31 protein-coding genes are annotated in these 26985 nt (G+C 64.2%); 14 read left to right on the forward strand and 17 right to left on the reverse strand.

Annotation, left to right across the window (positions count from 1 at the left end; translation table 11 throughout):
• Window positions 1-53: 53 nt before the first annotated feature.
• The 3 genes from PVV74_RS10335 to pncA are packed head-to-tail and all read right to left on the reverse strand — an operon-like array spanning window position 54 to window position 2002.
• Window positions 54-830, reverse strand: a complete 777-nt coding sequence (locus tag PVV74_RS10335; protein WP_274593103.1) for an SseB family protein — start codon at window positions 828-830, stop codon at window positions 54-56.
• Window positions 823-1413: a uracil-DNA glycosylase family protein gene (locus tag PVV74_RS10340; RefSeq protein ID WP_103763229.1), complete on the reverse strand. Its 591-nt coding sequence runs from the start codon at window positions 1411-1413 to the stop codon at window positions 823-825. Before PVV74_RS10340 ends, PVV74_RS10335 begins: the two co-directional genes overlap by 8 nt.
• Window positions 1406-2002, reverse strand: coding sequence for a bifunctional nicotinamidase/pyrazinamidase (pncA, locus tag PVV74_RS10345; RefSeq protein WP_103763444.1), 597 nt, complete (start codon window positions 2000-2002; stop codon window positions 1406-1408). The genes PVV74_RS10340 and pncA overlap by 8 nt, the downstream gene beginning before the upstream one ends.
• Before the next feature lie 160 nt (window positions 2003-2162).
• On the opposite strand from pncA, the gene PVV74_RS10350 reads away from it, so the two are divergent.
• The 4 genes from PVV74_RS10350 to PVV74_RS10365 all read left to right on the forward strand — a co-directional run bounded on the left by PVV74_RS10350 (window position 2163) and on the right by PVV74_RS10365 (window position 5134).
• The gene (locus PVV74_RS10350; protein ID WP_170067191.1) at window positions 2163-2711 is read left to right on the forward strand and encodes an NADPH-dependent FMN reductase; all 549 of its coding nucleotides are present in this window, start codon (window positions 2163-2165) and stop codon (window positions 2709-2711) included.
• A gap of 47 nt (window positions 2712-2758) precedes the next feature.
• Window positions 2759-3679 carry an oxygen-dependent tRNA uridine(34) hydroxylase TrhO gene (gene trhO / locus PVV74_RS10355; protein ID WP_274593104.1) on the forward strand — a complete coding sequence of 307 codons (921 nt, stop codon included), beginning with the start codon at window positions 2759-2761 and terminating at the stop codon, window positions 3677-3679.
• A gap of 51 nt (window positions 3680-3730) precedes the next feature.
• Window positions 3731-4690 (forward strand): KpsF/GutQ family sugar-phosphate isomerase, encoded by a 960-nt coding sequence (locus PVV74_RS10360; protein WP_274593105.1) that lies wholly within the window; start codon window positions 3731-3733, stop codon window positions 4688-4690.
• 171 nt (window positions 4691-4861) lie between these two features.
• Window positions 4862-5134 carry a hypothetical protein gene (locus PVV74_RS10365; protein WP_274593106.1) on the forward strand — a complete coding sequence of 91 codons (273 nt, stop codon included), beginning with the start codon at window positions 4862-4864 and terminating at the stop codon, window positions 5132-5134.
• Here PVV74_RS10365 and PVV74_RS10370 read toward each other — a convergent pair.
• The 3 genes from PVV74_RS10370 to PVV74_RS10380 all read right to left on the reverse strand — a co-directional run bounded on the left by PVV74_RS10370 (window position 5131) and on the right by PVV74_RS10380 (window position 7887).
• Window positions 5131-5871, reverse strand: coding sequence for an SDR family oxidoreductase (locus PVV74_RS10370; RefSeq protein WP_274593107.1), 741 nt, complete (start codon window positions 5869-5871; stop codon window positions 5131-5133). The genes PVV74_RS10365 and PVV74_RS10370 overlap by 4 nt on opposite strands.
• Before the next feature lie 73 nt (window positions 5872-5944).
• Window positions 5945-7111 carry a winged helix-turn-helix domain-containing protein gene (locus tag PVV74_RS10375; RefSeq protein ID WP_274593108.1) on the reverse strand — a complete coding sequence of 389 codons (1167 nt, stop codon included), beginning with the start codon at window positions 7109-7111 and terminating at the stop codon, window positions 5945-5947.
• Window positions 7108-7887: a hypothetical protein gene (locus PVV74_RS10380; RefSeq protein ID WP_274593109.1), complete on the reverse strand. Its 780-nt coding sequence runs from the start codon at window positions 7885-7887 to the stop codon at window positions 7108-7110. The genes PVV74_RS10375 and PVV74_RS10380 overlap by 4 nt, the downstream gene beginning before the upstream one ends.
• A gap of 261 nt (window positions 7888-8148) precedes the next feature.
• Here PVV74_RS10380 and panB point away from each other — a divergent pair, with 261 nt between their 5' ends.
• Complete coding sequence (gene panB / locus PVV74_RS10385) at window positions 8149-8976, forward strand: 3-methyl-2-oxobutanoate hydroxymethyltransferase (RefSeq protein WP_274593110.1); 828 nt, start codon at window positions 8149-8151, stop codon at window positions 8974-8976.
• Window positions 8973-9815 (forward strand): pantoate--beta-alanine ligase, encoded by an 843-nt coding sequence (panC, locus tag PVV74_RS10390; protein WP_274593111.1) that lies wholly within the window; start codon window positions 8973-8975, stop codon window positions 9813-9815. The genes panB and panC overlap by 4 nt, the downstream gene beginning before the upstream one ends.
• A 148-nt stretch (window positions 9816-9963) precedes the next feature.
• Here panC and PVV74_RS10395 read toward each other — a convergent pair whose 3' ends face one another.
• The 3 genes from PVV74_RS10395 to PVV74_RS10405 all read right to left on the reverse strand — a co-directional run bounded on the left by PVV74_RS10395 (window position 9964) and on the right by PVV74_RS10405 (window position 12557).
• The gene (locus PVV74_RS10395) at window positions 9964-11250 is read right to left on the reverse strand and encodes an acetylornithine deacetylase/succinyl-diaminopimelate desuccinylase family protein (protein WP_103763220.1); all 1287 of its coding nucleotides are present in this window, start codon (window positions 11248-11250) and stop codon (window positions 9964-9966) included.
• Between the two features lie 184 nt (window positions 11251-11434).
• Entirely contained in the window at window positions 11435-12097 is a 663-nt protein-coding gene (gene gph / locus PVV74_RS10400; protein ID WP_274593112.1) for a phosphoglycolate phosphatase, read from the reverse strand.
• Window positions 12098-12119: 22 nt separating this feature from the next.
• The gene (locus PVV74_RS10405; RefSeq protein WP_274593113.1) at window positions 12120-12557 is read right to left on the reverse strand and encodes a DUF1330 domain-containing protein; all 438 of its coding nucleotides are present in this window, start codon (window positions 12555-12557) and stop codon (window positions 12120-12122) included.
• A 118-nt stretch (window positions 12558-12675) separates the two neighbouring features.
• Here PVV74_RS10405 and PVV74_RS10410 point away from each other — a divergent pair, with 118 nt between their 5' ends.
• Window positions 12676-13275, forward strand: coding sequence for a hypothetical protein (locus PVV74_RS10410; RefSeq protein ID WP_274593114.1), 600 nt, complete (start codon window positions 12676-12678; stop codon window positions 13273-13275).
• Window positions 13276-13340: 65 nt separating this feature from the next.
• On the opposite strand, the gene PVV74_RS10415 is transcribed toward PVV74_RS10410, so the two are convergent.
• Window positions 13341-14033 (reverse strand): NAD-dependent deacylase, encoded by a 693-nt coding sequence (locus tag PVV74_RS10415; protein WP_274593115.1) that lies wholly within the window; start codon window positions 14031-14033, stop codon window positions 13341-13343.
• A gap of 121 nt (window positions 14034-14154) precedes the next feature.
• Between PVV74_RS10415 and PVV74_RS10420 the strand changes: the two genes are divergently transcribed.
• The 4 genes from PVV74_RS10420 (at window position 14155) to PVV74_RS10435 (ending at window position 18031) form a co-directional block, all read left to right on the forward strand.
• A complete protein-coding gene (locus PVV74_RS10420; RefSeq protein ID WP_274593116.1) occupies window positions 14155-14868 on the forward strand; it encodes a site-2 protease family protein in 714 nt (237 codons plus the stop codon).
• A 156-nt stretch (window positions 14869-15024) separates the two neighbouring features.
• Window positions 15025-16332: a histidinol dehydrogenase gene (gene hisD, locus PVV74_RS10425; protein WP_274593117.1), complete on the forward strand. Its 1308-nt coding sequence runs from the start codon at window positions 15025-15027 to the stop codon at window positions 16330-16332.
• Between the two features lie 6 nt (window positions 16333-16338).
• A complete protein-coding gene (locus tag PVV74_RS10430) occupies window positions 16339-17343 on the forward strand; it encodes a D-cysteine desulfhydrase (RefSeq protein WP_274593118.1) in 1005 nt (334 codons plus the stop codon).
• Window positions 17344-17350: 7 nt separating this feature from the next.
• Window positions 17351-18031: an aspartate/glutamate racemase family protein gene (locus tag PVV74_RS10435; protein WP_103763213.1), complete on the forward strand. Its 681-nt coding sequence runs from the start codon at window positions 17351-17353 to the stop codon at window positions 18029-18031.
• 254 nt (window positions 18032-18285) lie between these two features.
• On the opposite strand, the gene PVV74_RS10440 is transcribed toward PVV74_RS10435, so the two are convergent.
• The 4 genes from PVV74_RS10440 to ubiA form a co-directional block, all read right to left on the reverse strand.
• Window positions 18286-19371, reverse strand: coding sequence for a TonB family protein (locus PVV74_RS10440; RefSeq protein WP_274593119.1), 1086 nt, complete (start codon window positions 19369-19371; stop codon window positions 18286-18288).
• Window positions 19372-19603: 232 nt separating this feature from the next.
• On the reverse strand, window positions 19604-19927 hold the full coding sequence (locus PVV74_RS10445) for a hypothetical protein (protein ID WP_103763211.1): 324 nt from the start codon (window positions 19925-19927) through the stop codon (window positions 19604-19606).
• Entirely contained in the window at window positions 19914-21836 is a 1923-nt protein-coding gene (locus tag PVV74_RS10450) for an OmpA family protein (RefSeq protein WP_274593120.1), read from the reverse strand. The genes PVV74_RS10445 and PVV74_RS10450 overlap by 14 nt, the downstream gene beginning before the upstream one ends.
• Before the next feature lie 63 nt (window positions 21837-21899).
• Complete coding sequence (gene ubiA, locus PVV74_RS10455; protein WP_274593121.1) at window positions 21900-22865, reverse strand: 4-hydroxybenzoate octaprenyltransferase; 966 nt, start codon at window positions 22863-22865, stop codon at window positions 21900-21902.
• An 11-nt stretch (window positions 22866-22876) separates the two neighbouring features.
• On the opposite strand from ubiA, the gene PVV74_RS10460 reads away from it, so the two are divergent.
• The 3 genes from PVV74_RS10460 to PVV74_RS10470 all read left to right on the forward strand — a co-directional run bounded on the left by PVV74_RS10460 (window position 22877) and on the right by PVV74_RS10470 (window position 25548).
• A complete protein-coding gene (locus PVV74_RS10460; RefSeq protein ID WP_274593122.1) occupies window positions 22877-23605 on the forward strand; it encodes a 16S rRNA (uracil(1498)-N(3))-methyltransferase in 729 nt (242 codons plus the stop codon).
• Window positions 23602-24114, forward strand: a complete 513-nt coding sequence (locus PVV74_RS10465) for a hypothetical protein (RefSeq protein WP_103763207.1) — start codon at window positions 23602-23604, stop codon at window positions 24112-24114. The genes PVV74_RS10460 and PVV74_RS10465 overlap by 4 nt, the downstream gene beginning before the upstream one ends.
• A gap of 63 nt (window positions 24115-24177) precedes the next feature.
• Window positions 24178-25548, forward strand: a complete 1371-nt coding sequence (locus PVV74_RS10470; RefSeq protein ID WP_274593123.1) for a glutamate--cysteine ligase — start codon at window positions 24178-24180, stop codon at window positions 25546-25548.
• A gap of 95 nt (window positions 25549-25643) precedes the next feature.
• Here PVV74_RS10470 and PVV74_RS10475 read toward each other — a convergent pair whose 3' ends face one another.
• The 3 genes from PVV74_RS10475 to PVV74_RS10485 are packed head-to-tail and all read right to left on the reverse strand — an operon-like array spanning window position 25644 to window position 26978.
• Entirely contained in the window at window positions 25644-25982 is a 339-nt protein-coding gene (locus tag PVV74_RS10475; protein ID WP_274593124.1) for a hypothetical protein, read from the reverse strand.
• 12 nt (window positions 25983-25994) lie between these two features.
• Window positions 25995-26420 carry a hypothetical protein gene (locus PVV74_RS10480; protein WP_274593125.1) on the reverse strand — a complete coding sequence of 142 codons (426 nt, stop codon included), beginning with the start codon at window positions 26418-26420 and terminating at the stop codon, window positions 25995-25997.
• A 24-nt stretch (window positions 26421-26444) separates the two neighbouring features.
• Window positions 26445-26978 carry a GbsR/MarR family transcriptional regulator gene (locus tag PVV74_RS10485; protein ID WP_274593126.1) on the reverse strand — a complete coding sequence of 178 codons (534 nt, stop codon included), beginning with the start codon at window positions 26976-26978 and terminating at the stop codon, window positions 26445-26447.
• Window positions 26979-26985 lie beyond the last annotated feature (7 nt).

Genomic DNA, 26985 nt, shown 5'->3' on the forward strand with positions numbered 1-26985 from the left:
AGAGCGCGGAAATTGCGAGAATTCCGGCTCATCCTATCTAAGGAAAAAATTCCTTACCGCAGCTTTGGCGGCTTCGCTGGATCGGTCCCCGGTGTCGACGGTCTCGCCTCTTCAGCCTTGGGCAAGTCAAACCGCAGCCCCACCAATGCCATCCGCGCCGCCGCCGGGTCCGAGCTTCGGAAAAATCCCACGTCCAGCAATCCGGCCTCCAGTCCGGAAAGCGCCAGCACCTCCGACACGGCTCGCGCAATGGCCGGCTCCGCCTCGGGCACGGCATCGACCACACCCAGCAGGTGGCCCTTGGCCCCGCTGTCATAGGTCACACCCACGAGATACGCCAGTTCCGCCAGACCGCCCGCCGCCGCCAGCCGTGCGTCGAGCGCGGTAACAAGCGCTTCAGGCAATCCCTTGGGCGGATGAAATGAATCCGGCTGCGCTTCCACCTCTTCGGGACCCTCGGCCAGCGTTTCGGCCAGCCAGACCATCGCCTCGTTCGGCAACAACGCTGCCTGCGGCCCGGACTCGAGGTTCAGGCCAAGGCCCAGCCCTGCCTCGGCCAGCATCTCGGCAACTGCCCGACCCGAAAGCGCGACGTAATGCGCCTCTGCCCCGGCAAACTCTGCCAGCCGCTCTTCGGTATCAAAGGCCAGCACGAAGGTCCGACCTTCCAACTCGAAGGCTTGCGGCACAACATCATTCTCTTCGGCCTCCGCCTCCAGCAGCAGGAACAGTTCCGCCGCCGTCAACGTCTGGTAGTAGCACAGACGCTCGGCCTCGCCGCCCGCTTCCATCGCCACATGAGCCCGGTCCAAATGTGTCGTTTCAGTCATCCAGTGCGCGCCTCACTTCTTCCCGCAGTGCTGGCAGAACTTCCGCCTCGAACCACGGGTTTTTCTTCAGCCACCCGGTATTGCGCCACGACGGATGCGGCAAGGGGAAAACCCCCGGCGCATAATCGCGCCAGTTGCGCACCGTCTCGGTCACCGGTCCCTTCTCGCCCAGGTGGTAGCGATGCGAATAGCCCCCCACGATCACCCGTAACTTGACCTCCCCCAAGGCCGCCATCACCCGGTCATGCCAAGTCTGGCCGCAGATCTTCGGCGGTGGCAGATCTGACCCCTTGGCGTCATACCCCGGAAAGCAGAACGCCATCGGGATCACCGCCACCCGGCGCATGTCATAGAACTGCTCCGCCGTCATTCCCAGCCAGTCGCGCAGCCGGTCGCCCGACGGATCGTCGAATGGCTTGCCCGACTGGTGCACCCGCATGCCCGGCGCCTGGCCCGCGATGAGGATTCGCGCCCCGGGCCGGAACCACACGACAGGACGCGGCGCATGGGCGGTCTGCGTTAAGGCAAAACGGTCAGCGCAGATACGGCAGGCTTCGATTTCTCGGATCAGGCCCTCAGGCAAGCGTTACACCCGCCGCACGCATGTCCTTCAGCGCGATCTCCAATGACCCGTCCAGGTCGATCCCCCGGCACAGATCACGCAGCACAGTCACCGGATAACCCAGCCGTGCTGCATCCACCGCCGAGTAGTTCACGCAGAAATCCGTGGCCAGCCCGACCATTACCAACTCGGTGATTCCGCGGGTCCGCAAGTAGCCATGCAGGCCGGTGGGTGTCTCGTGATCGTTCTCGTAGAAAGCCGAGTAACTGTCGATCGCCGGGTTATATCCCTTCCGCACGATCATGTCGGCGCGGTCGGTTTCCAGGTCGGAATGAAACGCGGCGCCTTTCGTCCCCTGTACACAATGGTCCGGCCACAGAACCTGCGAGCCATAGGGCATGTCGATGACCTCGAACGGCGCTTTTCCGTCGTGGCTCGACGCGAACGACGAATGCCCGGCCGGGTGCCAGTCCTGCGTCAGTATCACGGCGCCCGCATCCCGCATCATCGTGTTGATCCCGGCCACGATCCGGTCTCCGCCCTCGACGGCCAGCGCCCCCCCGGGGCAGAAATCGTTCTGCACATCGATGACGATCAGGGCCTTTGGCATGAGTCTCTCCTGTTGCGAACACGCGCCGGACCCTGAAGCAGCGATGCGCAATGGTCAACGCCAGCCTCACTTCTGTGCGCCAACGCAGAGAACGCCTGCGAACCTTTCTGTTTCCTTCATCCACAAACCGATTATGTCTGGTGTCAAAGGAGACATGACCATGACCAAAACACTGAATTTCGCCACCATAAGCGGCTCGCTTCGCAAGGGCAGCCACAGCACGTCCGTGGCCGACACCCTGCAAGACCTCGTTCCCGAAGGCGTGACGGTCACCCGGCACGACATTGCCGACATTCCGCTTTACAATGAGGACATCAAGGACGGCGATACCGCACCTCAGCCTGTCCGCGACCTGGCCGAGAAGCTGGCCGCTGCGGACGCCATCATCGTGGTGTCACCAGAATACAACCGCGGCACCTCGGGCGTGCTGAAGAATACCATCGACTGGATGTCAAAAGAGCCGAACGCGCCCTTCTCGGGCAAACCCACGCTGATCATCACCCAGTCGCCGGGTGCCACGGCAGGCCTCACCGCGCATTACGACCTGCGCCAGGTTCTCTCGGTCATCAACGCGAACGTTCAGGCCGGGTTCGAGATCGCCATCGGCGGCTCCGCCGGAAAGATCGAGGACGGCAAGCTGACCGACGGCAACACGCGGGACTTCATCACCAAGCAACTGAAGCGCCTGACGAGCACCGCGGCAGGCTAACCTCGCGGGTCTTGCCGAATTCTACCGAAGGGCGTAGATCGCGGCGCATGTACACCATCGCCGCGCTCTACCACTTTACCCGGTTCCAAGATCCCGCCGCCATACAGGGGCCGCTGCTTGCCCTCTGCGAGGCGGAAAAGATATCGGGTTCCCTGCTGCTGGCGCATGAGGGCATCAATGGCACGATCGCCGGTCCTCGCACCGGGATCGGCTCTGTTATCGCCCATATCCGAGCGCTGCCGGGATGTGACGACCTGGAGTGGAAGGAAAGCACCGCCGCGTCGCAGCCCTTCCGCCGCCTCAAGGTGCGCCTGAAGAAAGAGATCGTCACGATGGGTCAACCCGAAGTCGACCCTGTCGCAAAGGTCGGACACTACGTTGATCCGGCCGACTGGAACGACCTGATCCAGTCGCCGGACGTAGCCGTGATCGACACGCGCAACGACTACGAGGTGGCGATCGGCACCTTCAACGGCGCCATCGACCCCAAAACCGAAAGCTTCCGCGACTTCCCCGCGTGGTGGGAGGAAAACAAGCACCGCTTCCACAACAAGCGCATCGCGATGTTCTGCACAGGCGGCATCCGCTGTGAGAAATCGACCAACTACCTCTTGGGCCAAGGCGTCGAAGACGTCTACCACCTCAAGGGTGGCATTCTGAAATACCTGGAGGAGGTCGCGCCGGAGGACAGCACCTGGCAGGGTGAATGCTTCGTCTTCGACGGCCGCGTGTCGGTGGGCCACGGACTGAAGGAAGGACTGCACCTATTGTGCCACGCCTGCCGCCGCCCCGTCCTGCCAGAAGACACCAAGCGCCCAGAGTACGAACAGGGCGTCGCCTGCCACCTCTGCGCGCATGAGACCACCGAGGCGGACAAGAACCGCTTCCGCGAACGCCAGAAACAAATGGCCCTGGCCGAAGCCCGCGGCACGACCCACATCAAAATTGTCCACGAGGACGAGGCTTGACCGGCCCCGCCCGCTCGGACAGGCTCGGCGCACCTTAGCAAAGCGATCCACATGACGGACACTCCGACTCCCACCGACATTGCGCGTGACGTGCTGACCATCGAACGCGATGCGCTCGACCTGATGCGCGACACCTTGACCGAGACGTTCGACACCGTGGTCGACCGCCTGCTTGAGGTGCCGGGGCGGGTCATCGTCTCTGGCATGGGCAAGTCCGGCCACGTGGCGGCGAAGATCGCGGCGACCTTCGCCTCCACCGGCACGCCGGCGCAATACGTTCACCCGGGCGAAGCCAGCCATGGCGATCTCGGCATGGTCACGCGCCAGGACGCCGTGATCCTGATTTCCAACTCCGGCGAAACGCGCGAACTCGCGGATATCATCGCCCACTGCGCGCGCTTCTCGATCCCGCTTGTGGCAATTACCAAGAAACCCGACAGCGCGCTGGCGCGACAGGCCGATCACGTTCTCACGCTGCCCGACGCACCCGAGGCCTGCGGCATCGGCATGGCGCCCACCACCTCGACCACCTGCACCATGGCGATGGGCGACGCGCTGGCTGTGGCCATGATGAAACTGCGCGGGTTCGAGCGCGAGAACTTTCTTACCTTCCACCCCGGCGGCACGTTGGGCGCACAGCTGCTGAAGGTCTCCGCGGTCATGCATACAGGCGACGCGCTTCCCACCGTGCTTCCGGATACACCGATGTCCGAAACACTGATCGAGATGACGGCCAAGGGGTTCGGCGTCGCGGCATTGGTTGAAGATGGACGCTTGACCGGGATCATCACCGACGGTGACCTCCGGCGTAACCTCGACAGTCTGATGTCCCGCAGCGCAGGCGAAGTCGCCACGCGCGATCCCCATACGATCGCGCCCGAAGCTCTTTTGATCGAAGCCCTCGGCGTTATGAACACCAACAAGATCAGCGCACTTTTCGCCGTGGACGACACCGGCCAACTGCGCGGTCTCGTCCACATCCACGATGCTCTGCGCGCTGGCGTTGCCTGAGAAAATTCGTACGAATTTTCTCAGGCCCAGATTATTCGCAGAATAATCTGGGAAATCCGCCAGAGCCTAGCGCAGCAGATCCCTCTGGTCTGTCAGCCGATAATTGTGGTTGCCGATTAACGGCCCATTGCCATCAATCTCGTCAGCATTTTTCAAGGCGCCACGGATTATGTGATCCATGTGCTTCGCGACCACTTCATTTCACGCAGTGATCTGATCGCGGCCCTGGGCAAACAGGGCGTGGAGTGCCGTCCCGGCGCACCGGAAATCGGCGCTTTTTCATGGACCTTGCGCCCGCAATCCGGTCTTTCGCATATCCGCAAAGCCTCCGGCCTCAAACGAACAGGCTCTATGCCCCGGGCGCAGCCGCGCATCTGCACAATTTCCGTGATAGATAATGCACTTTTTCTATCCTTTTTCCGCGCGGACAATGCACTCGCCTAAATGCAGCGCCCGCCATCCACCTCCATGCAGACGCCCGTGATCATGCTCGCCTCGTCGCTACACAGGAAGGACGCCGCGTTGCCCATATCCTCAGGCGTCGAAAACCGCCCCAGTGGGATAGTGCTCAGGAACTTTGCCCGCATCTCGGGCGTGTCCTCGCCCATGAAGGATTTCAAGAGTGGCGTCTCGCCCGCCACCGGGTTCAGCGCATTCACCCTTATACCTTCGGGGGCTAGCTCGACCGCCAGTGCCTTGGTCGCCGTGATCATCCAGCCTTTCGATGCGTTGTACCAGTTCAGTTTCGGCCGCGGGCTGACCCCGGCGGTGGAGGCGACGTTCAGGAACACGCCCGATCCTCGCGCCTTCATCCCCGGCACGAAGTTCTGCGCCGAAAGGTAGACCGACTTGCAATTGACCGCGAAGACCCGGTCAAAATCCTCCTCGGTCACCTCTTCCGCCGGTGTCGGCAGATGGGTAACTCCGGCATTGTTCACCACGATATCCGGCAAGCCGAACGTCATCTCCGTGGCCAGCGTCAGCGCCTTCATGCTCGCCGGGTCCGCCACGTTCACCGGACAGGCCGCTGCGCCCAGTTCCTCTGCCAGGGCCATCGCGCCGGGGCCATTCAGGTCCGCGATCATCACCTGCGCACCCTCGGCGATGAACTTGCGCACGATCCCTGCGCCAAAGCCGCTCGCCCCGCCGGTGACCACCGCCGTCTTTCCTTGCAATCGCATCTGAATCCTCCCTTGCCGTCGTTCGGCACATGGCACTCTGCCCTGGCCCTAGGCGCAACCCCTATCTTACGGATCACACCGGGCGCGACACGCTCCAGCCCACGTCCCGGATCCCCGCCAGTCGCGCGAAGCGCTCCAGTTCGCGCTCCAGCTTGGCCAACCGCTGCGGGGTCCACTTGACCCGCGGCTCCGGCCAGAACCCCGTCACCTGCATCCACCCCGCCGCCCGGTCGGCTTTCAGTTCCAGCCGCCCGACAAACCGATCGCCCTCCAGCAGAGGGTACACGTAGTATCCCCAGATCCGCTGATCCTTCGGCACGAACATCTCGTTTCGGTAGGCAAACCCGAACAACCGCTCCAGACGCGCCCGGTCGCGTATCGCCGGGTCGAACGGGTTGAGCAGGCGCAGATGCGACGACACGCTTTCCGCCGCCGCCAGCCGGTCTTCGATATCATCCACGCCCCAGGCTTGTCGCCACGTGCCGTCCGCGCCTTCAACCTCTAGGGGCACCAACCGGCGACGCTCGGACCAGGCTTTTGCCTCAGGGGATGTCATCGCCTCCCAGAACCGCTGCACCTCGCCCACCGTGGCCATACTCAGTCGGTCGAGCGCGGAATCACAAAGCCAGTCCGCCGCCACGTCCTCGCCCGGGCAGCGCCGCAGATCCACAGGGAACACGCGCTCGCCAAGGTCATAGTACTTCACGAAATTCTCGCGGTGACAGGTCGCCAAATCGCCTGCATACCACATCTGATCCAGCGCCTTCTTGTGGGGCGGGCGCGCCCACATTTCCCGGCTTTCCGCCTTGGTGTCGAACGCGTGAGTCGACAATGGCCCCTCTTGCGCGATCCGCTCACGGATCCATTGCACCTGTTCCTGCCCCAGCCCCGAACGGTACCAGTCGGACCGCGCAACCTTTGTCCCAAGCCGGCGGAACTGCCGCTGCCAATAGGGCAGCACCTCCATCGGAATCAGCGAGGCGTCATGCGTGAAATGCTCGAACAGCTGCCGGTTCTTCAGAAGCGGCCACAACTGCCGCTCGCGATAGTTCCGGTTGCGGCTCCACAGGATATGGTGATGGGCGCGGGTGACATTTCGGATCGTGTCGATCTGCACGAACCCCAGACGCCGGATCATGTCCATTACATCCACCGGCCCGCCCGGCGCATCAGCCAGCCCGTTGGCATGCAGCCAAAGCCGCCGTGCGGCCCGGTTGCCGATCCGCAGCGCCGCGGTCACGGCCGGCTCATATACACCAGCGTTTCGCGCAGGGCGCGGCCCTCGAACTGAAGAACTGTGTTCATGAACAGCCGCCCGATGGCGCAGGCTTCGGTGTTGCTGGCCTGGTCGAGATTCATCATCGCCACCATCAGACTCGGCGCCCGGTCGGTGGCCTGGATGCTGCGGGTCATGCTGGCCTGGATGCGGTCCTCGACCCGTTGAGTGGTCGCATCGCTCAACTTGATCGGCGCACGGCGCGCCCCAACCCGGGCCGCCTTCGCCTGAATACGGTAATATTTCTGCAACGCGTCGGTGTTCAGCCGCGCCGCCACGCGCGACGTCAGTTCAGCAAACCTTGCGGGGCGCATCCGGTTACTTACCGCCATGCCGCATTGCCGGATCGTCAGCGTCTCCATGATCTTGCGCTCGACGGTGTAATAGAACTTCAGATCTCGCGTCGGCAGATGGCCCAGCCCGCGCTCGACTAACGGCCACATCAAGCCATCCGAAACCCGCACAGCGGTCGGATCCTCGAACGCGGCGATCACTTGGTCCGCGACATAGCCCGCGATCACCGGATCACGGTAAAGCAGTTCTGCCTGGTCCACCGCCAACTCCAGGTTCTCGCCGCTGAACCCCAGCAGCCGCAAATCCTCGCGGATCGGTGCGATGTCGGGAAGTTGCCCCAACAGTCGGATCACCTCCTGCCGCTCGGCTTCCGTGGCCTTTTCCTGGGCCATGGCAAGTCCGGTGCCGGCCACGATCAGCCAAGCGAAAACAGCAAGAAGGCGCAAAGAAAGTCTCCTATCCTGAACAGCAGGGTGTCGCAGGGGGCGTGGTCGGATCCCGTTTGATCAACCTAAGGATTCTCCGACGGTTTGAAAGCCCCTTCCCGATGCGTCGCCCCGAATTGCCGCGCCAGTGCCGCGCAAGCGTCTGGCCATTTCGCGTAATTCGCCCGGATATCAGGGCCTTGCTCACGTATGCTTCCATACTGGATTCGCTGTCACTTACCTGTTAGGTCATCTCGCAAGAAGCCAATGCCGGAATGTCCCATGAACGCCACAGCCCGCAAATCTGCCCCCCTGCCAGACGATATCCGCGCCATGAAAGGTGGCACGCCCATCGTATCGCTGACCGCCTACACAACGCCGATGGCGCAGCTGATGGATGCCCATTGCGATTTCGTCCTCGTGGGCGACAGCGTCGGCATGGTCCTGCATGGCATGCAGAACACGCTGGCCGTGACCATGGAGATGATGATCATGCATGGACAGGCCGTGGCCCGGGGGCTCAAGTCCGCGATGCTGGTCGTGGACATGCCCTTCGGCTCTTACGAGGAAAGCCCCGCACAGGCCTTTCGCAACGCGTCGCGAATGATGGCCGAAACCGGCTGCGCCGCGGTCAAGCTCGAGGGCGGCGTGCACATGGCCGAGACGATCGCCTTTTTGGTGGCCCGCGGGGTGCCGGTCATGGCGCATATCGGACTGACGCCGCAATCGATCAACACGCTGGGCGGCTACAAGGTTCAGGGCCGTGACGCCGGCGCGGGACAGGTCCTGCGCGACGCCCGCGCGGTGGCGGATGCCGGCGCCTTCTCGGTGGTCCTGGAAAAGCTGCCCGCCAGTCTTTCGGACGAGATCACCGAGGAGATCGCGATTCCGACCATCGGCATCGGCGCCTCCGCGGGTTGCGACGGCCAGGTCCTCGTGCATTACGACATGCTCGGGCTCTTTACCGCCTTCAAGCCGAAATTTGTCAAGCGCTACGCCAACTTGGGCGAGGACGCGGAAAAGGCCATAGCCGCCTATGCCGAAGAGGTCCGCGCCCGCGCCTTTCCGGCCGAAGAGCATATGTTCGCGGACAAGGCCCCCGAAAAATGACGGCGCCGATCCTGCGGCAACTGGACGACCTTCGCGCCACCACCGCACCATGGCTGCGGGCCGGCGCCCGTATTGGCGTGGTGCCGACGATGGGCGCGCTGCATGACGGACATCTCTCGCTGGTGGCGGCGGCTAAAAAGACCTGCGACCACGTCATCGTGACGATCTTCGTGAATCCCAAGCAGTTCAACAACCCCGAGGACCTGGCCAACTACCCCCGGACCGAGACCGACGACGCAAGAAAGCTCGCCCGCTTCGATATAGACGCGCTCTGGGTGCCCGGCGGCGATCAGGTCTACCCGGACGGCTTTGCGACCAGCGTGTCGGTCTCTGGCCTGACCGACGTGATGGACGGCGCCTATCGCTCGGGCCATTTCGACGGGGTCGCCACCGTGGTGACCAAGCTGTTCACCCAGACCTCCGCCACCGATGCGTTCTTCGGCGAGAAGGACTTTCAACAGCTCCTCGTGGTGCGCCGCCTTGCCGCCGACCTCGACTTGGGCGTGACCGTGCATGGCTGTCCCACGATCCGTGACATCGACGGGCTGGCGCTCAGTTCGCGCAACCTGCTGCTGTCGGACCGGGCCCGCACCACGGCCCCGCGCCTGCACGAGGAAATGGAAGAGATTGCCGCGGGGCTCTCCCGCGGTGACGCGTTCGACCCCTTGCGCGAGGCCGCAACGGCCCGCCTGCTCAAGGCCGGATTCACGAAGGTGGATTATCTCGACCTGCGCGCCCAGTCCGATTTGCGCAGCGTCTCGGACACCGCGCAGCCCGCGCGCCTATTCGCGGCAGCGCACCTTGCCGGCGTGCGGCTCATCGACAACATCGCGGTCTGACACCGCTCCGGACACGGTCTTGCTCTTTCCGTGTTCAGCGCGACATCCCGCCAGGCTTCGCCTTGGGCACAAAATCAAGTGGTTTGGCAGCTAAGGCGAAACCCGAGTGCCTCGACACAAGCCCGCTCGGCGTGGGTTGTCACCCACCCTACGCCCTCAACAACCCGTGCAACGCCAACGCCATGACCTGCGCGCTTTCCACCATATCGTCTATACCGACGTATTCATCTGGCTTGTGCGCCAGGTCCAGTATGCCCGGCCCATAGGCGATGCAGTTTTTCAGCCGCCCGATCCGGTCGATATGCTTCTGGTCATAGGTGCCGGGGCTGACCACGTACTGCGCTTCGCGTCCGAAAACCGTTTCGACCGCGCCTGCCACCGCGCCTACGACCGGCGCATCCCGCTCAGTCATCGTGGGCTCGACACTGTGGATAGCCTTGATCGTATAGTCGAACCCGGCCCGGCCCGCGCGCACCCGTTCCAACACGGCGCGAACCTCCTGTTCGACCTCGCGAATATCCTCTTCAATCAGGAACCGCCGGTCGATCACCATCCTGCACCGGTCGGGCACGCAGGGGCTGGGCAGGCCGGTATAATCCATGTCCTGTTCCGGCTCGCCGCCATGAATCGAGTTGATGTTCAGCGTCGACTGCTTTGCCCCTTCCGGCACCACGGGCATGTCCGTGCGCTTCTGCGCCAGTGCCGGGAACAGGCTTTTTTCCATCTCCGCCACGACCGCCCCCATGTGCCGCACCGCGCAATCGCCAAGGAACGGCATCGAGCCATGGGCAATCTCGCCCAGCGTCTCGATCTCGGCCCACCATACGCCGCGATGTCCCAGACAGATGCGATCCTTGTTCAGCGGCTCGGGTATGATCACGTGCTGCACCCGGTCGGGGCTGAAATATCCCTTTTCGGCCAGGTAGGCGACGCCACCGAACCCGCCCGATTCCTCGTCCGCCGTGCCACTGATCTCGATGGCACCGGCATACTCGGGGCAGACCGCGATGAAGGCCTCGGCGGCGACGATACTGGCCGCCAACCCGCCCTTCATGTCACAGGCACCCCGGCCATAGACGCGGCCGTCCTTCACCTCGCCGCCGAACGGGTCGACCGTCCAGCCGTGGCCCACCTCGACCACGTCAATATGACTGTTGAAATGCACGCATTGCCCCGGGCCGCTGCCCTCGCGCCGCGCCACGATGTTCCAGCGCGGGTGCCGGTCACTGTCGCCCACGGCACCCTCGGCCCGGATCAGTTCGGTGTGAAACCCGGATTTCAGCAACCGCCGGTCCAGCAGATCACAGATATCGCGGTAGAGCGCCCCGGGCGGGTTCAGTGTCGGGATGCGGATCAACGCCTGTGTCAGTGCCACCAGATCCTCGCGCCGCGCCGCCACCTCGGCCAGTAATCTTGCGCTCAGGTCTGCGCTCATGCCCCTGCCCCCTTGGCCCGAGTCTCGGTGCCGGTCCGGGAACTCGCAAAACGCGACAGGACTACAAAACCGCGCAGGTTTTCGACACGCGATGTGTTCGACAGTGTTCGCATCTTCCCCGCTCGCTCTGTTCGGGCGCCCCGCTTTGGCACAGCCTAGCAGCGCCACCACGAATTGAAAGCGCTCAGCCTACGGCCAGCAACCGCCTCACGATGGCGGGCAGGTCACCAAATGCATCAAACCGCGCGTCATGCGGCAACTCCTCTGCCGAGGTCCTGCGATACCCCTCGGTGTATAGAGCGAACGGCACCTCGGCCCGCGCGGCGGTTTCGGCATCGACTTCGCTATCGCCCACGAAAACAACTCTCGCTGCCCCGACCCGCGCAATGACCTCGAGCAGCGGCGCAGGGTCGGGTTTGCGCACCGCCATAGTATCGCCACCGACCACCACGCCGAAATGCCGGTCCAGTCCCAGATGCGTCAGCACCGCCGCGGTTGGCCCTTCCGGCTTGTTGGTGCAGACCGCCAGGTCCAGCTCCTCGGCCGCCAAAGCGTCAAGGCAAGCCACCACCCCTGGATATGGCAACGTAAGGTGAACGGCGCCCTCGTAAAGAGCCAGAAACTCGTCCAGGACCTCCGCCTGCAACGCCGTGTCCGCGGCCAAACCACGCGCCGACAGGCAACGTTCGACGAATACCGCCGCGCCGTGGCCCACGAAACCGCGCGCCTCGGCCAGCGTGAAAGGCGCGATATCCCGACGCTCCAGCACCGTGTTGGCTGCGGCATGAATGTCCGGCGCGCTGTCGATCAGCGTCCCGTCCAGGTCAAAGACGACCGCCTGCTTCATACTCGTTCGCCCTGCAACACCCTCATCCCTCGACCATCGTCATGTCCCCGAACCCGGCGCCGGGAATACCCGGGCGCATTCGGATCAGTCGCGAGTCCGCCACCGCCGCCTGCCTGTGCCGCACGGCCGTGCGATACGCAGGGTCGCGCAACATGCCGACAAAGGCGGACACGCTGGGATACTCCGCGATGAAGGCGATGTCCCAGGCCTGGTCCGCCGGCCCGATCAGCATCAGTTCCGGCTGGCCCGCCCAGACGATCCGTCCGCCCAAGTCACGCAGAACCGACGCACTCTCCCGACCATAGGCCGCATAGGCCTCGGCGCCCGTCGCCTGCGTCCCGTCTTCGTAGGCCGCGACCTGCCGCAGTCTTACGAGGTTCAGCATATGCACAGGGCCCGGCCTCTCCATCTCGCGGAATCGGGCGAAACACTCTTTTGTGGGGTCAATATGGCCTGTCATCTGCGCTCTCCTGTCGTGCCGCCACCCTGCCCGGCGCGAGCCGGAAAGGAAAGCATGGTTGAACCCCGGCACCGTCCGGACCGACGCATATCCATCAACCTTCAAAGGAGCCTTTGTCATGAAACGCCTTCTCACACTGACTTTCATTGCAATTACCACCGCCATTCCCGCCGCTTTCGCCGAAGAGGGCACCATAGTCCTGCGGGACCTGACCGCCGACATCGTACCAACGGTTGCCCGTTCCGGCGCCGACCGGGATTTCGACGGCAACGGTCCGATCATGACGCTGGGCACCGAACTGACCATCGGACGGAACGGACGGGCCGTCTTCGCATCGGTGATCTTCTCCGCTCGCGAAGACGGCGGCGACGGCACCGCCACGTCGATCCGCACCGCGCCCACCGAGGTCTGGCGCTGGCAACCCTCCGACGGGGCCCGCTTCGTCAGCCGTATCATCACCGATCCCATCGCCACCACGCGCCTTCGGTCCGTACCCGGCTGCGCGCCCATCGGCTGTGCCACCATCGGTCCGGCCGAGGATGGCGGGCTTATCCTGACCCAGCGCAATCTGCCGGGGTATCTGAATGCGGTCACCTATCTCAGCGACACCATGGGCGACGACATATCAACCGACCAGAACCCCCACGGCGACACGTCAATCCGCAACATCAGCTTCGACCCGATCGTGGTGGAATTCTCCAGCCATCTCGGCGGCTGACCGAAGCGCCCGGCCTCCTGTCGCCCGCCTGCAATTCAACATCGGGCCGAGCGGGCGGAGCCGGTTCACCCGTTCAGAACCTCGTCCACCCAAAGCGGCACAACCTCGCTGGCCGGTCCACGGCGGTGCTCATCAAAGTCGCGCGAAGCGGTGGAGACCTCCAGGTTCAGCTCCACCGTATGCGCGCCCATCCGCCGTGCGTGCTGACCATAGGCCGCCGCCGGATAGACGTTGCCCGAGGTTCCGATCGCGGCAAAGATATCCGCCTCGGCCAACGCCGGGTCGATCCGGTCCATCCAATAAGGGATCTCGCCGAACCACACGACATCGGGCCGGGTCTGGCACCGCCCGCATTCGGGGCAGGCATCCTCGATGCGCATCTCGTCAGGCGCGGGCCAGCGATGACCACAGGCGTGGCACAACGCCTGGTCCAGCTGACCGTGCATATGCAGTACGTTACGGCTTCCGGCGGCCTCGTGCAGACCATCGACATTCTGCGTGATCACCAGCACTTCGCCGTCATGCTCGGCCTCCAACCGCGCCAGCGCCTTGTGGGCCGGGTTGGGCCGCGCGCCAGCGGCTTGCGCCCTTCGCGCATTGTAAAATGTCTGCACCAGCGCGGGATTACGCGCAAACCCCTCCGGCGTCGCCACGTCCTCGATCCGGTGCCGCACCCAGAGCCCGTCCTCGTCACGGAACGTGCCCAGGCCGCTTTCGGCGGATATCCCGGCACCAGTCAGGATCACAATCTTCGTCATGGCAATTCCATCACCTCGTCGCCGCCTGCCACAGTTCTGCTCACATTAACCTCTACAAGCTTCTTGGAAACCATGCAGCCCATGCCGACGACAGCCAGATACCGGCAAAAGGAAGAAAACTTTGTTCCAGGATACCAACCCCGTTTTCGAATTTCGCGGTCCCTTCGGCGTTCCGGTTCAGATCGGCAGCTCGATCTTCTTGCTGCTGGCCTTCTTTGCCTACACGGGCAGCGGTGACATCGCGTGGACGGCGGCGTCCGTCACCATGCTCATGGTCTCGATCTTCCTGCACGAGATGGGCCACGCCTGGGCCTGCGTTGTCCAGGGCGTGCCGGTCCGCCGGGTCATGCTATATGGCGGCGGCGGTTTCTGCGAACGCGCCCGCTCGGCGACGGCGCATCAGCAGGAACTGATCGTGGCGATGGGACCGATCGTGAACCTCGTACTCTGGGCGCTGGCATCGCTGGCCTCGGATGCGCTTTGGGACAGCGTTTTCGCAAATGCATCGGGCTACACCGATCCGATGCTGATCCTCTCCTCGCCGCAGGCACAGTTCGCCGAGTATCTCGGTCTTTTCGCCCATATCAACGGCTTTCTGGCCATCTTCAACCTCTTGCCGGTACAGCCTCTGGACGGTGGCAAGCTGTTGCATCTTCTGATGCTGCGCCTGGCCCCTCAACATGCCGCAACGACAATCACGGGCGGCATCGGCCTCGTGCTGTCGATCCTGTGGATCCCCGGAATGCTGATCGCGTTCAGCATGGGATGGTGGCTGTTGTTCTTCATTCCTTCGATCCCAAAGCATTTCGCCATGCTGCGCGGCCGTCCCGCCTGACACGAAAATTCGTACGAATATTCTTCTGCCCCGGTCGCAGTTTCGCCTTTCCCGAAAACGCTCTTCCGGCCTTGGAAAAACAGGTGCGCGCAGGGATCACGACCCTTGCTTGAAAGCTACAATCGGCGCAATCGGGATAGGGACAGGAGATTTGCCATGCCCCTTACCCATCTCAAGACCGCCCCCGGTCAGCCCCCCCAAACCGCCGCCGACATCGCGGACACCGTTCAGGTCATGCTCGGCCGGCTAAGGGCCGGCGGAGCCCAGACAGCCTTGGAATATGCCCGCCAGCTTGACGGCTGGACCGGCGAGGTCGCCGTGCCCGCCGCCACCATCGAGGCCGCCATCGCGCGCGTCCCGCAAGACCTCAGGGATCACATCCGCTGGGCCCACGACAACATCTCGCGCTTTGCCGCTGCGCAACGCGCCTCCGCGCAGGACATGCAGATCGAGCTGCGCCCCGGCCTGATCGCCGGACAGCGACAGATCCCCGTGCAGGCCACCGGATGCTACGTGCCCGGCGGACGCTACACCCATATCGCCTCGGCGCTCATGTCCATCGCAACCGCCCGCGAGGCGGGCGTGCCCGATATCACCGCCTGCTCGCCTCCAAACGGTGACGCGGGCATTCCCGACGCGATGCTTTACGCCATGCATCTTGCCGGTGCCACGCGCATCCTGTGCATCGGCGGGGTGCAGGGCATCGCCGCCATGGCCTTCGGCATGTTCGGGGCACCCGCCGCGGATATCCTTGTCGGTCCCGGCAACGCGTATGTCGCCGAAGCCAAGCGCCAGTTGTTCGGCCCCATCGGCATCGACATGTTCGCCGGTCCAACCGACAGCCTCATCCTCGCCGATCACACCGCCGATGCCGAGGTCGTGGCCGTCGATCTGGTCAGCCAGGCCGAACATGGGACGACCAGCCCCGTCTGGCTTGCCACCACCGACCGCATGCTGGCCGACACGGTCCTGGCCCGCGTGCCCGAGTTGATTGACGCGCTTCCGGGCCCGAACCGCGCCGCCGCCAGCCAGGCATGGGCCGACCTGGCCGAAATCGTGCTTTGCGACACGCCCGAGGACATGGCGCACTACGCCGATGCCAAGGCGCCCGAACATCTTCAGGTCATGGCCGAGGACCTCGGCTGGTGGCGCGAGCGGCTCACCGCTTACGGCTCGCTTTTCCTGGGCGCGAACACCACCGTCAGCTTCGGCGACAAGGCGTCGGGCACCAATCACGTGCTGCCCACGTCCGGTGCCGCCCGCTATACCGGGGGGCTTTCGGTGCACAAGTTCCTCAAAACCGTGACCTGGCAGACCGTGTCGGACGAGGCCGTGCACGACCTTGCCCGTGCCAGCGCCGCCATCAGCCGCGCCGAACGGATGGAAGGCCACGCGCTGGCCGCCGATATCCGGCTGGACAAACTGGCCGGACCTGCGAAACTCACCGCGAATTCCAAAGGATAGGACTACATGAATCTCGCCAAGTTCCCCCGAGTGCGCCTCGCGCATCTCGCCACCCCGCTCGAACCCATGCCCCGTCTCAGCGAGGCTCTGGGCGGTCCCGAGATCTGGATCAAGCGGGACGACTGCACGGGGCTCTCCACGGGCGGCAACAAGACCCGCAAGCTGGAATTCCTGATGGCCGAAGCGCAGGAACAAGGCGCCGAAATGGTCATGACCCAGGGCGCGACCCAGTCGAACCACGCCCGCCAGACCGCGGCGGCGGCGGCAAAGCTTGGCCTTGCCTGCCATATCCTGCTCGAGGACCGGACCGGCTACAATTACGATAACTACAAGTACAACGGCAACGTCCTGCTCGATCACCTGCACGGCGCGACGATGGAACATCGCGGCCCCGACCTCGACATGAATGCCGAAATGGAAGCCGTGGCCGACAAATTTCGCGAAGAGGGCAAAAAGGTCTACACCATCCCCGGCGGCGGCTCCAACGCGACAGGCGCGCTGGGCTACGTCAACTGCGCCTTCGAGATGTTGAACCAGTTCGTCACAATGGGCCTCGACGTCGACCACGTCGTTCACGCAACCGGCTCGGCGGGCACACAGGCGGGCCTGATCACCGGCCTCAAGGCGATGAACGCGCAGATCCCGCTCTTGGGTATCGGCGTCCGCGCACCCAGACCCAAGCAAGAGGAAAACGTCTACAACCTCGCCGTAAAGACCGCCGAGAAACTGGGTTGTCCCGGCGTCGTTGCGCGCGAGGACGTGGTCGCCAACACCGACTACGTCGGCCCCGGCTACGGCATCCCCGCGGAGGACACGCTGGAGGCCATCGACCTCTTCGCCCGGACCGAGGCGATCCTGCTCGACCCGGTCTATTCGGCCAAGGGCGCCGCGGGCCTCATCGACCTCTGCCGCAAGGGGCATTTCAAGAAAGGCGAGCGCATCGTCTTCCTGCACACCGGCGGAGCCATCGGCCTGACCGGGTACAGCCATTGCTTCGACGTGCCGAAGTAACCCTGCGATGAAGCCGGTCGGAATACTGGGCGGGATGGGGCCAGAGGCCACCATCCTGCTCATGCAGAAGGTTCTGGCCGCCGTACCGGCACAGGACGACGCCGACCATGTTCCGCTGATCGTGCACCAGAACTCGCAGGTTCCGTCTCGGATAAAAGCACTGATCGAGGGCGGCGGCGCCGACCCCATGCCTGTGCTGATGTCCATGGCGCAGGATCTTGAACGCGCCGGAGCGCAGGCGCTTGCGATGCCGTGCAACACCGCCCATCACTACGCCGTCGCGGTGACCCACGCCACCAGCCTGCCGTTTCTGAACATGATCGACCTGACCGCCGAGCATCTCGCCACTGCGGGTGCGCGAACGGTCGGCATGCTCGCGTCCCCGGCCACACGCAAGACAGGCGTCTTCGAGACCGTCTTCGCAGCCTACGACCTCCAGCCTCGGTGGGCCAAAGACGAGGACGCGCTTTTGTCCATCATCCGCGCGGTCAAGGCAGGCGAGGCGCTCGATACGCTTGCTCCGAGGCTGGGGCATATTGCGGCGCGAATGACCGCGGACGGTGCGGATCACCTGCTGATCGCCTGCACCGAACTCTCGCTGATGGCCCACGCGCTGCCCCCCGGCACACCGCACACCGACAGTTTGGACTGCCTCGTGGAGGCAATTGTCAATTTTGCCAAGGCCTGACGGATCGGCATGCCTTGAATACCTCGGGACGGCTGACCTTCGGAGCCCTTACGGTATTTATATATACAATGTATCCCTAAAAAATACGCTGGAATCCACATTTCACGGAGCATCAATTGATCGACCTCACCCGCGTCGCCGGCGATCCCTTGCGCAAGCGCCGGGTGTTCCGAGTCCACACGCCCGACACGATGTGGACGCTGCTGAGCCAGATCGAAGTGTTCGACGTCAGGTGCAACGGATCTCCCCTGCATTCAACGATTGCGATAGACGAAAACCAGCTTTTCCGGCTGCCCCCCCGGAGGGCGCGGAAAGGGCGCCGCACTGCGCACTTGGTCCTGAGCAGCGCTGCGAATTCCTGACGAGCCGGAACTGTCGAGGATACGTATCCAGCCGAGTGACCCGTCCGCGTTGATCTGGAAATAGACCCGCGCCATGCCCGTGGCCTGGTTGTCCACCCGCGGCCCGCGATTGAGCTTCATCAAGACCCGACCGGCATAATTCGTCGTGCCCGCGTTGCCCTGCCCCCCGGAACCACCGAAATCACCAGGGCTGGCATTGCCGACACGACCGAGCGCCGTAAGGTCGGTTCCGTCGCGCTTGTAGGCGGTCAGGGGCGATTCGTAGGTAGGCGTGCGGCTGGCCTGCGCCGGAGGATTGTCCGGAACCCCAAGCTGTTCCGCCGTGGGCCGTGTCGCTGGCGGACGCAGCGACCGGGTGACGGCCGAGGCCGCCAGGTCCGGATCGTCCGCAGCGATCACGTTCTCCGGCGCCTCTGGCGTCGGGGCCAGCGCAGCTTCGTCGGTCTCTGTTGTGGCAGTCTCGGGCTCGGGCAGCACCTCGGTCTCAGCGGTCTCTTCGGCGGGCTGCGGCGCGGCATCCTCGGTACCTTCAGGCGGTTGCGGGGTGGCCTCGGGCGCGTCGGGCGCAATCATGGCGATGTCCGACGTGCTGCTGTCCTCGCCACTGTCCTCTGCCGCCTCCTCGGCCGGGCGACCGGCCCCCTCATCAGGGCTCCCGGTTTCGCCCGCCGGACCATCGGGAGCGGTGACGTTCTCGGGATTGTCCGAGGCCACCATAGCCTGGCTTGTCTGCATCCGATCCGGTTGCTGCGCATCGGGCGGCTGGGGCGCCTCTGCCGGCTCCGGTGCGGGCGGCTCCGGTAGCGGTTCGACAAGATCCTCGAAGTTGCGTCCCGTCTCGGGCGGTGGCGGCGCCTCTTGCGTCTCCGGCGGCTCCTCGGGCGCGTCCAGAACCTGCCGCCAGCCAAAGCCTGCGACGTGCAGGAAAAGCGATACCAGGATCGCTACAACGGCCACGGGAAGGGAACGTCTTATCATACGAAGGCTCGCTCGGTCATCGCGCGTGCGGTTCGGCGATCTGCCACTCGGTCGCACCGGGCAGCGTCACTCTGGAAACTAGGCAATTGAGCGACAGGAACAAGCGTTACGGCTCCTCAAGACACCGGGGACCATCCCACGTTGGCGTTACCTTACGCCATGCGGTGCCAGCGCGAAACTACGCCCTACGCTATCGTGAACTTCGCCATGTCGAAGGCTTTCGCACCGTGCCTCAGGCGCGGCTTCCTTCCAGCGCGTTACGCAGTTCCTCGGCTTCGTGTCGCGCCTCGCGCAGCCCGTCCATCGTCGCCGACAATTCCGCCTCGGCCTGGCTCAGCTGGTTGGTCAGTTCTGCCTCGCGCTGCTGCAGGTAGGTGATCGCCTGGTCGCGGGTTTCCTCTGCCTCGTGCAGTTCCTGCGCCATGCGTTCCAGTTCACCCACGTCGGAACCAGACACCCGGATGAACCGATGCACCAGCCAATTGGCGAACCATCCCATGCAGAACGCCACGAACAGGACAATCGCCGTGGCTATGATAAATTCAGTTCTGTTCATCCGTCCCAGATTCCTGCTCGGCGTCCCCACCCGCCGCATCGGTCTCGTTTAGCGCTTCTTCTTCCAGCGCTTCAAGCGTTGTTTGCTGTTCTTCGATCGGTTCCGGACGTATCACCCGGAATTCGATCCGGCGGTTGGCCTCGCGGCCTTCCTCGCTGTCATTGTCGGCGATGGGATCGCTTTCGCCGTATCCCTTGGCCCGTATGGCCGAGGTCAGCACCCGCCGCGTCCGCAATTCGTTCAGCACCGACTGCGCCCGCGCCTGGCTCAGCTGCTGGTTCATCACCTCGCGCCCCTGGCTGTCGGTATGGCCCTGGATCTCCATCCGGATCTCGCCGCAGGCTTTCAGGATCGCCGCGATCCGGTCCATGATCTCTGCACCGTTGGCGTCAACATCGGTCTCGCCCGGTTCGAACGTGATCTTGTTCTCGGCCTGCACCTCGGCGATCTGAGCCTCACACTCCTCGGGCGTGGGCTTGCTGGCCACAGGGTCCAGCTCCTCACGGTAGGCGACGTCGATATCGAACTCCGCCGCTTCGCCAAGCTTGGCCGCGAACATCGCCGAGATTTTCGCACTGGAGTCCTCCTGCCCGGTCAGACCCGACACGGCGATCTCCTCCGGGCCGACCGTCACGGCGCCGTTGGACAGGTAGGCCAGCGCCTCAAGCCCTGTCAGCACCCGCACCGTCCAGTCCGCAGGCAGGTTTTCGGCCACCCGCGCCGTCGTGCTCACGACGTCCGAGCTGAACTTGGCCTTTGCGAAACTGTCGACCATCTCGCGGGCCTGCGCGCTTTCGACCCGGCCGCGGATCTGTACCAGCCCCTCAGGCGAGAGCGTCGCGACGAATTCCGGCGGCGCCTGCTCGGCGTCGTCCTTGGGCTCGGGCAGCACAGCCTTGAGCGCAAAGACATCGGGCAGGCTCGTCTCCAGCTGCCCGATCACCGTGTCATAAAGTTTCTCGTCGGTCCCTTCCGCTGCCACGAGCGCGATATCGGCGTCCGAGAACGTGACGCTGCCACCCCCCAGTTCGCCCAGCGCCCCGATCGCAAGCTCGGCCGCGCGGCCCCATTGCGGAGACGGAACCCCCAACGCCAGCGTGCATTGTGCCTTCTGCTGCAAGCCGGCCTGCCCGGCGGCGGCAAGGATACGGTCCTTCGCGGCTTCGGTATCGGCCGCGCAGGCGTCAAAGCTGCCCTCGCCATCCTCCAGCAGATAGCGCAACGTGAAAGGCGTGATCACCGGGCGTGGCGCCGAGATGTCCAGCCGCAGGCGCACACCCTCAGGCACCCGTCGCGCCAGTTGGGTTTCCAGGTTGCGCTTGTCCTCTTCGCTGTCGGCCATGGCCACCACGCTGACCCGCCGCGCCTCGACCGAGATCTTGGTGCGCGGCATCCGCTCCAGGATACCAACGGCATAGTCAAGCGCCTCGTCCCAGCTATCGGGTTGCGGATAATCGGCGGTTTCCAGAAGGTCCGTCACTTCCTTGCCCGGCGCGCTATCAGCGACGTCCTCGATCAGTTGCTCGCGGTCGGTCGACGCCGGAATCAGCCCGATCAGCGACAGTCCGCTGTCATTGCTCAGGATCTCGACCGAGAATCGCGGTGGCGCGATATCGGCACTGTCGGCCACCAGCATCTGGTCGATGATCCGAGCGGATTCTACGACGCTACCCGCGATGGACAGCGCCCGAAAGCGCGTGGCCTCGGATGGCGCCGTGCCCGCAAGAAACACCTGCAACCCGTCTGCGTCCACTTCGGTCCAGGTCATGCCGCGCTCGTCCAGCGTGTCCCGCACCGAGTTGCGCGAGCCCTCCTCGATCACCTGTACCGAGAATCGTGCCGCGAAAAGACACAGCACGAAGGCAAGGAAAAACGTCCCTAAAATAGCGAAGATGGAGGAAAGGCGCATGAACCGCAGGCTCGCCGTTGTTTACCACCCAGCCTATTTATTCGCCACGGGGCGTGAGTGCAATCAAACGAAAAGGGCTGCGGCGAAAAACGGCAGGGGCAGCAGGCCCGCATCGCGGTTCGACCGGAACAATCGCAAGAGAGTCGGATCGTCCTCCATGTCGAACTGCCTGAGCTGCCAGAACAAGTGCCAGCCGAACGCCCACGGACCGATCAGCGCCACCAGCACCGCCAGAGCCGAGCTGCTCACAGCCGCGCCGATCACCGCAATGGCCATCAGGCTGACCGCGCCGATCAGGAACCTCTGAAGCCAGGCTGGCGTGCGTTCCGCGAACAGCCGCGCCGTGGATTTCACGCCGATCAGCGCGTCGTCCTCGGCATCCTGCTGGGCATAGACCGTGTCATAGAACAGCGTCCATGCAATTCCAGCCAGGTACAGCACCACCGCCGGCCATTCCAGACGCCCGCTATGCGCCGTCCATGCCAGCAGCGCCCCCCAGTTGAACGCGAGGCCCAGGAAAATCTGCGGCCACCACGTGAACCGCTTGGCAAACGGATAGATGCAGACCGGCGCCAGCGAGATGACCCCCAAGATAATTGCCGCCATGTTGAACGTCAGCAAAATGCAGAACGCCACCAGAGCCTGCGCCACCAACCACGCCAGCGCCTGCATCACGCTCACCTGCCCCGACGGGATCGGGCGCGAGGCCGTTCGGGAGACCGATCCGTCTATGTGCCGGTCGGTGATGTCGTTCCACGTGCACCCCGCGCCCCGCATCAGGAACGCGCCGATCCCGCAGCCCGCGAATATCCACAGGTCGTGCCACGTGGCGCGCCCGTCATGCAGCATCGACAACAACAGCCCCCACCAACACGGCAGCAACAGCAGCCACGTCCCGATCGGCCGGTCCGCCCGACTCAGCCGCAGATAGGGCCGGCTCCAGGCCGGGGCCGAGCTGTCCACCCAGTTGCCCTTGACGGCATCGGCCACCTCGCCGGTCGCATCTGGCGTCTGGTTCGGTCCGGTCATATGTTGGCCCCATGTCGACTGCAAAGATCAGGCTTTATGTAGAGCACCCGCTCGGGGAAGGGCAAACGGTTCCTCTGGACCGCGACCAGGCGCATTATCTCTTCGGGGTCATGCGGCAGGGCGCGGGCGACGCTGTCCTGCTCTTCAACGGCCATGATGGCGAATGGCACGCCACCGTGGCCGAGGCGGGCAAGCGCAAAGGCCTGCTGAACGTCGAGCGTCAGACCCGCCCTCAGCAAGACCCGCCCGACCTCTGGCTGCTTTTTGCACCGATCAAGAAGGCCCGCACCGACTTCATCGTCGAGAAGGCCGCCGAGATGGGCGCCGCCCGCATCTTGCCCGTTCAGACCGATTTCACCAATTCCGAACGCATCCGGCAAGACCGCCTTCAGGCCCATGCCGTCGAGGCCGCCGAGCAATGCGGCGGCACATATGTCCCCGAAGTGACGGACCTGCAGAAGCTCGACCGCCTGCTTGCCGACTGGCCGGAGAACCGCCAACTGATGTTCTGCGACGAAGCCCTCGCCGGACCAGGCGAGGCCGTCCGCAAAGACGGACAAACGGCGCCCTGGGCGATTCTCATAGGCCCCGAAGGCGGCTTTTCAGACGCTGAACGCGCGCGGCTCAAAGCCTGTCCTTTCGCGCACCCCACGGCCCTCGGCCCGCGCATCCTGCGCGCCGACACCGCCGCCGTGGCCGCCATGGCCGTCTGGCAACAGCGCTTCGGAGACTGGAAATGAGCTTCATCCGCCCCGAAGCCGCTCAAAGCCTCACCCGCTGGCGCGAAGTGTTGATCGGCATCGCCGTCATCGCCCTCGGTGCCTGGTGGTCGCTTGGCTTTATCGGCATCCTGTCCTGGGTCGGATACGCGCTTCTGCCCATCGGCGCCGCACTTGGCTTCATCGGCCTGCAACGCGCCCGCTTCCGCGGCGCCACCGGCGGGCCCGGTATCGTGCAGGTGGATGAGGGCCGAGTCACCTATTTCGGCCCGCTCACCGGAGGCACCGTCGATCTGGCCGAGATGTCCCGCCTCACGCTCGACCACGCCGCCAAGCCCGCCCACTGGGGCCTGCATCAACCTGGCCAGCCCGCCCTGATGATCCCGACCACCGCGCAAGGGGCCGACACGCTCTTCGACGCCTTCGCCACCCTGCCGGGCCTTCGCGTGCAGAAAATGCTCGCGGCGCTCTCGTCACAAGATCGCGACACCGTGACCGTCTGGTCCACCTACTCCAATCGGCTGCATTGACACCCCCGCTCATTCGGGCCAAGCCTCTCCCCCAAGTTCGCGCGCAACGCAGGAAAATTCTCTATGTCCATCCCCCAATCCGGCGGCGGCCCGATCGAGTCAGAGGCCCAACTGGCAGGCTATCTCGAAAGCGGCTGCAAACCGCGCGACGACTGGCGCATCGGCACCGAGCACGAAAAGTTCGGCTACTGCAAGGACACGCTCAAGCCCATTCCCTACGACGGCGACCGCAGCGTGCGCGCCGTTCTTGAAGGCCTGCGCGACAAGCACGGCTGGTCCCCTGTCATGGAAGGGGACAACCTCATCGGCCTCGAAAAGGACGGCGCCAATGTCAGCCTTGAACCCGGTGGCCAGCTTGAACTCTCCGGCGCCCCGGTCGAGACGATCCACCACACCTGCGACGAGGTGAACGTCCACTTGGCCGAGGTCAAGGACGTCGCCGACAAGGTTGGCGTCGGCTTCATCGGCCTCGGAGCGGCGCCGATCTGGCGGCACGAAGACATGCCGCTGATGCCCAAGGGCCGCTACAAGCTCATGGACGCCTACATGCAAAAGGTCGGCACGATGGGCCAGACCATGATGCGCCGCACCTGTACCGTGCAGGTCAACCTCGATTTCGCGTCCGAGGCTGACATGGTCCAAAAATTGCGCGTCGCGCTGGCCCTGCAACCCGTGGCCACTGCGCTTTTTGCCAATTCGCCCTTCCTCGACGGACAGCCCAACGGCCACAAGTCCTGGCGCGCCCGCGTCTGGCGCGACTTGGATGCGGACCGTACCGGCATGCTGCCCTTCGTGTTCGAGGATGGCTTCGGGTTCGAGCGTTATGCCCAATACGCCCTCGATGTGCCGATGTATTTCGTCTACCGCCACGGACAGTATATTGACGCGCTCGGTCAATCCTTCCGCGACTTCCTCAAGGGCGAACTGCCCGCTCTGCCCGGCGAAACGCCAACGCTGTCCGACTGGGCCGATCACCTGACCACGATCTTCCCCGAGGCGCGGATCAAGAAATTCATGGAAATGCGCGGCGCCGATGGCGGCCCGTGGCGGCGGCTTTGTGCCCTTCCCGCCTTCTGGGTCGGGCTGATGTACAACCAGTCCGCGCTCGACGCCGCGTGGGACTTGGCCAAGGGCTGGGATACCGAGACGCGCGAGGCCCTGCGCGTGGCCGCCAGCGAACAGGCGCTGGATGCCAAGGTCGGCAACATCTCGATGCACGACCTCGCCCGCGAGGTGCTTTCCATCGCCGAGGCCGGCCTAAAGGCCCGCGCCCGCCCCGGCGCCGGCGGCATGGTCCCCGACGAGACCCATTTCCTCAACGCCCTTCAGGAAAGCGTCGAGTCCGGCCGCGTACCGGCGGACGAATTGCTCGACCGCTATCACGGCGCGTGGAATGGCGACCTGACCAAGATTTACGAAGAATTCAGCTACTGATAAGCGCTCCCGCCCCGGGCTTGACCCGGGGCCTCACACGCAAACAGAAAAGGCCGCCCCGAGCAGGGCGGCCTTTCCATCTGTCAGCACCCGCCTCAGCTATCGGCAAGCATCTTGGACCTGGCAAGCGTCAGCCGCAGCGTATTGACCGCGTGCGAGAAGCCCAAGCCAAGGCACAGCACGGCCAGCCCCAACCCGACGAAGAACGCCATCACCGGCGCCTGCGACAGGATCGGGAACGCGGCCGCGATGAGCAACACGCCGCCCGCACCGATGGCGCAGAACCCCGTGGCGACGGTCACCGCCACCAGCCGCGCCGCTGGCCCGGTCTCGGGACAGTCCCGCTGCATCGATCCGATCAGCAGGATCATCCGGGTCAACACCGCCAAGGCGGCCAAAGCCAGCCCTATGAAACTCAGTAGAAATACCATCATGTCATGTCTCCTTCAGATGGGGCGCGCGTAGAACTCGCGCCGGAAATTGCGGTAGAAGATGCCGAAAACGCTGCCCCAGAGCGGGGCAAAGATCAGGCCGAACCCAGCGAATATGACGAATTCCTGCGCCGCGCTCTGGCCGCCGGTCGCCAGAAGGTACAGCATGAAGAGGCCCGCCGGCACGCCGTAGCTGACCAGCGCCAGCCCCGCGATGCGAAACGGTTCTGGCGGCCTGCGGCCCAGGTACCACAGCAATACCGGCACCCCGATCGCCAAGTAGAAAGGTCCGCCGAACACTACGGCTACGACCGGAATTCCCAAGGCCCAAAAGCCCCCCGCGGCCACCGCCAGCGGTGCGCCCACCAGCGCGAAAAAGAACGCCACGGGATCGACCACGTATATCTCGTGCAGTTTTATATTTGCAGTTATTTCTGTCATGAGTGAAATCTCCAGCCAAATTTTTTATGCGGATTTGCCTTTCGGCAGGAACTTCGCAACACGCGCGCCCAGTTTCACCGCGCTCAGTTGAACCGCACGCGGCAGGCGCGACACGTCACGATACCAGTCATCGAAAAGCTGCATCGTCTCCAGCGTCTCGTGGATGCGTCCGCGCACCTGTCTCGGCGTGCCGTCTGCTTCCGCCTCGTCGGCCACCGCCCGCAGCGCGGCCAGTGTCGGCGCGTATTCCCGCTCTCGGCGTCCCTCGATGACAACCGTCACAAGGTCGAACATGTCACGCACCGAGGTGAAATGATCCCGCCGGTCGCCAAGTTGCCGGCTGACCTTCACCAGCTTCCAGGCCTGCAATTCCTTCAGCCCGTTGGATACGTTCGACCGCGCAAGGTTGAGTGTCTCGCTGATTTCCTCGGCCGTCATCGGGTCCGGCATGACATGAAGCAGCGCGTGGATCTGCGCGACCGAGCGGTTGACCCCCCATTTCGCGCCCATCTCTCCCCAGTGAAGGATGAAGTTCTGTGTGGCGGGCGAAAGCTCCATAACGTGA

Origin of the sequence: Roseovarius sp. SK2 (genome assembly GCF_028807495.1) — a bacterium.
Lineage (GTDB): Bacteria > Pseudomonadota > Alphaproteobacteria > Rhodobacterales > Rhodobacteraceae > Roseovarius > Roseovarius confluentis.

Excerpts from the sequence above, each read along its gene's own strand:
- PVV74_RS10335 (WP_274593103.1), bottom strand. The coding sequence starts at position 830 with ATGACTGAAACGACACATTTGGACCGGGCTCATGTGGCGATGGAAGCG.
- pncA (WP_103763444.1), bottom strand. The coding sequence starts at position 2,002 with ATGCCAAAGGCCCTGATCGTCATCGATGTGCAGAACGATTTCTGCCCC.
- PVV74_RS10350 (WP_170067191.1), top strand. The coding sequence starts at position 2,163 with ATGACCAAAACACTGAATTTCGCCACCATAAGCGGCTCGCTTCGCAAG.
- trhO (WP_274593104.1), top strand. The coding sequence starts at position 2,759 with ATGTACACCATCGCCGCGCTCTACCACTTTACCCGGTTCCAAGATCCC.
- PVV74_RS10360 (WP_274593105.1), top strand. The coding sequence starts at position 3,731 with ATGACGGACACTCCGACTCCCACCGACATTGCGCGTGACGTGCTGACC.
- PVV74_RS10370 (WP_274593107.1), bottom strand. The coding sequence starts at position 5,871 with ATGCGATTGCAAGGAAAGACGGCGGTGGTCACCGGCGGGGCGAGCGGC.
- panB (WP_274593110.1), top strand. The coding sequence starts at position 8,149 with ATGAACGCCACAGCCCGCAAATCTGCCCCCCTGCCAGACGATATCCGC.
- panC (WP_274593111.1), top strand. The coding sequence starts at position 8,973 with ATGACGGCGCCGATCCTGCGGCAACTGGACGACCTTCGCGCCACCACC.
- PVV74_RS10395 (WP_103763220.1), bottom strand. The coding sequence starts at position 11,250 with ATGAGCGCAGACCTGAGCGCAAGATTACTGGCCGAGGTGGCGGCGCGG.
- gph (WP_274593112.1), bottom strand. The coding sequence starts at position 12,097 with ATGAAGCAGGCGGTCGTCTTTGACCTGGACGGGACGCTGATCGACAGC.
- PVV74_RS10405 (WP_274593113.1), bottom strand. The coding sequence starts at position 12,557 with ATGACAGGCCATATTGACCCCACAAAAGAGTGTTTCGCCCGATTCCGC.
- PVV74_RS10410 (WP_274593114.1), top strand. The coding sequence starts at position 12,676 with ATGAAACGCCTTCTCACACTGACTTTCATTGCAATTACCACCGCCATT.
- PVV74_RS10415 (WP_274593115.1), bottom strand. The coding sequence starts at position 14,033 with ATGACGAAGATTGTGATCCTGACTGGTGCCGGGATATCCGCCGAAAGC.
- hisD (WP_274593117.1), top strand. The coding sequence starts at position 15,025 with ATGCCCCTTACCCATCTCAAGACCGCCCCCGGTCAGCCCCCCCAAACC.
- PVV74_RS10430 (WP_274593118.1), top strand. The coding sequence starts at position 16,339 with ATGAATCTCGCCAAGTTCCCCCGAGTGCGCCTCGCGCATCTCGCCACC.
- PVV74_RS10435 (WP_103763213.1), top strand. The coding sequence starts at position 17,351 with ATGAAGCCGGTCGGAATACTGGGCGGGATGGGGCCAGAGGCCACCATC.
- PVV74_RS10440 (WP_274593119.1), bottom strand. The coding sequence starts at position 19,371 with ATGATAAGACGTTCCCTTCCCGTGGCCGTTGTAGCGATCCTGGTATCG.
- PVV74_RS10445 (WP_103763211.1), bottom strand. The coding sequence starts at position 19,927 with ATGAACAGAACTGAATTTATCATAGCCACGGCGATTGTCCTGTTCGTG.
- PVV74_RS10450 (WP_274593120.1), bottom strand. The coding sequence starts at position 21,836 with ATGCGCCTTTCCTCCATCTTCGCTATTTTAGGGACGTTTTTCCTTGCC.
- ubiA (WP_274593121.1), bottom strand. The coding sequence starts at position 22,865 with ATGACCGGACCGAACCAGACGCCAGATGCGACCGGCGAGGTGGCCGAT.
- PVV74_RS10460 (WP_274593122.1), top strand. The coding sequence starts at position 22,877 with ATGTCGACTGCAAAGATCAGGCTTTATGTAGAGCACCCGCTCGGGGAA.
- PVV74_RS10465 (WP_103763207.1), top strand. The coding sequence starts at position 23,602 with ATGAGCTTCATCCGCCCCGAAGCCGCTCAAAGCCTCACCCGCTGGCGC.
- PVV74_RS10470 (WP_274593123.1), top strand. The coding sequence starts at position 24,178 with ATGTCCATCCCCCAATCCGGCGGCGGCCCGATCGAGTCAGAGGCCCAA.
- PVV74_RS10475 (WP_274593124.1), bottom strand. The coding sequence starts at position 25,982 with ATGATGGTATTTCTACTGAGTTTCATAGGGCTGGCTTTGGCCGCCTTG.
- PVV74_RS10480 (WP_274593125.1), bottom strand. The coding sequence starts at position 26,420 with ATGACAGAAATAACTGCAAATATAAAACTGCACGAGATATACGTGGTC.
- PVV74_RS10485 (WP_274593126.1), bottom strand. The coding sequence starts at position 26,978 with ATGGAGCTTTCGCCCGCCACACAGAACTTCATCCTTCACTGGGGAGAG.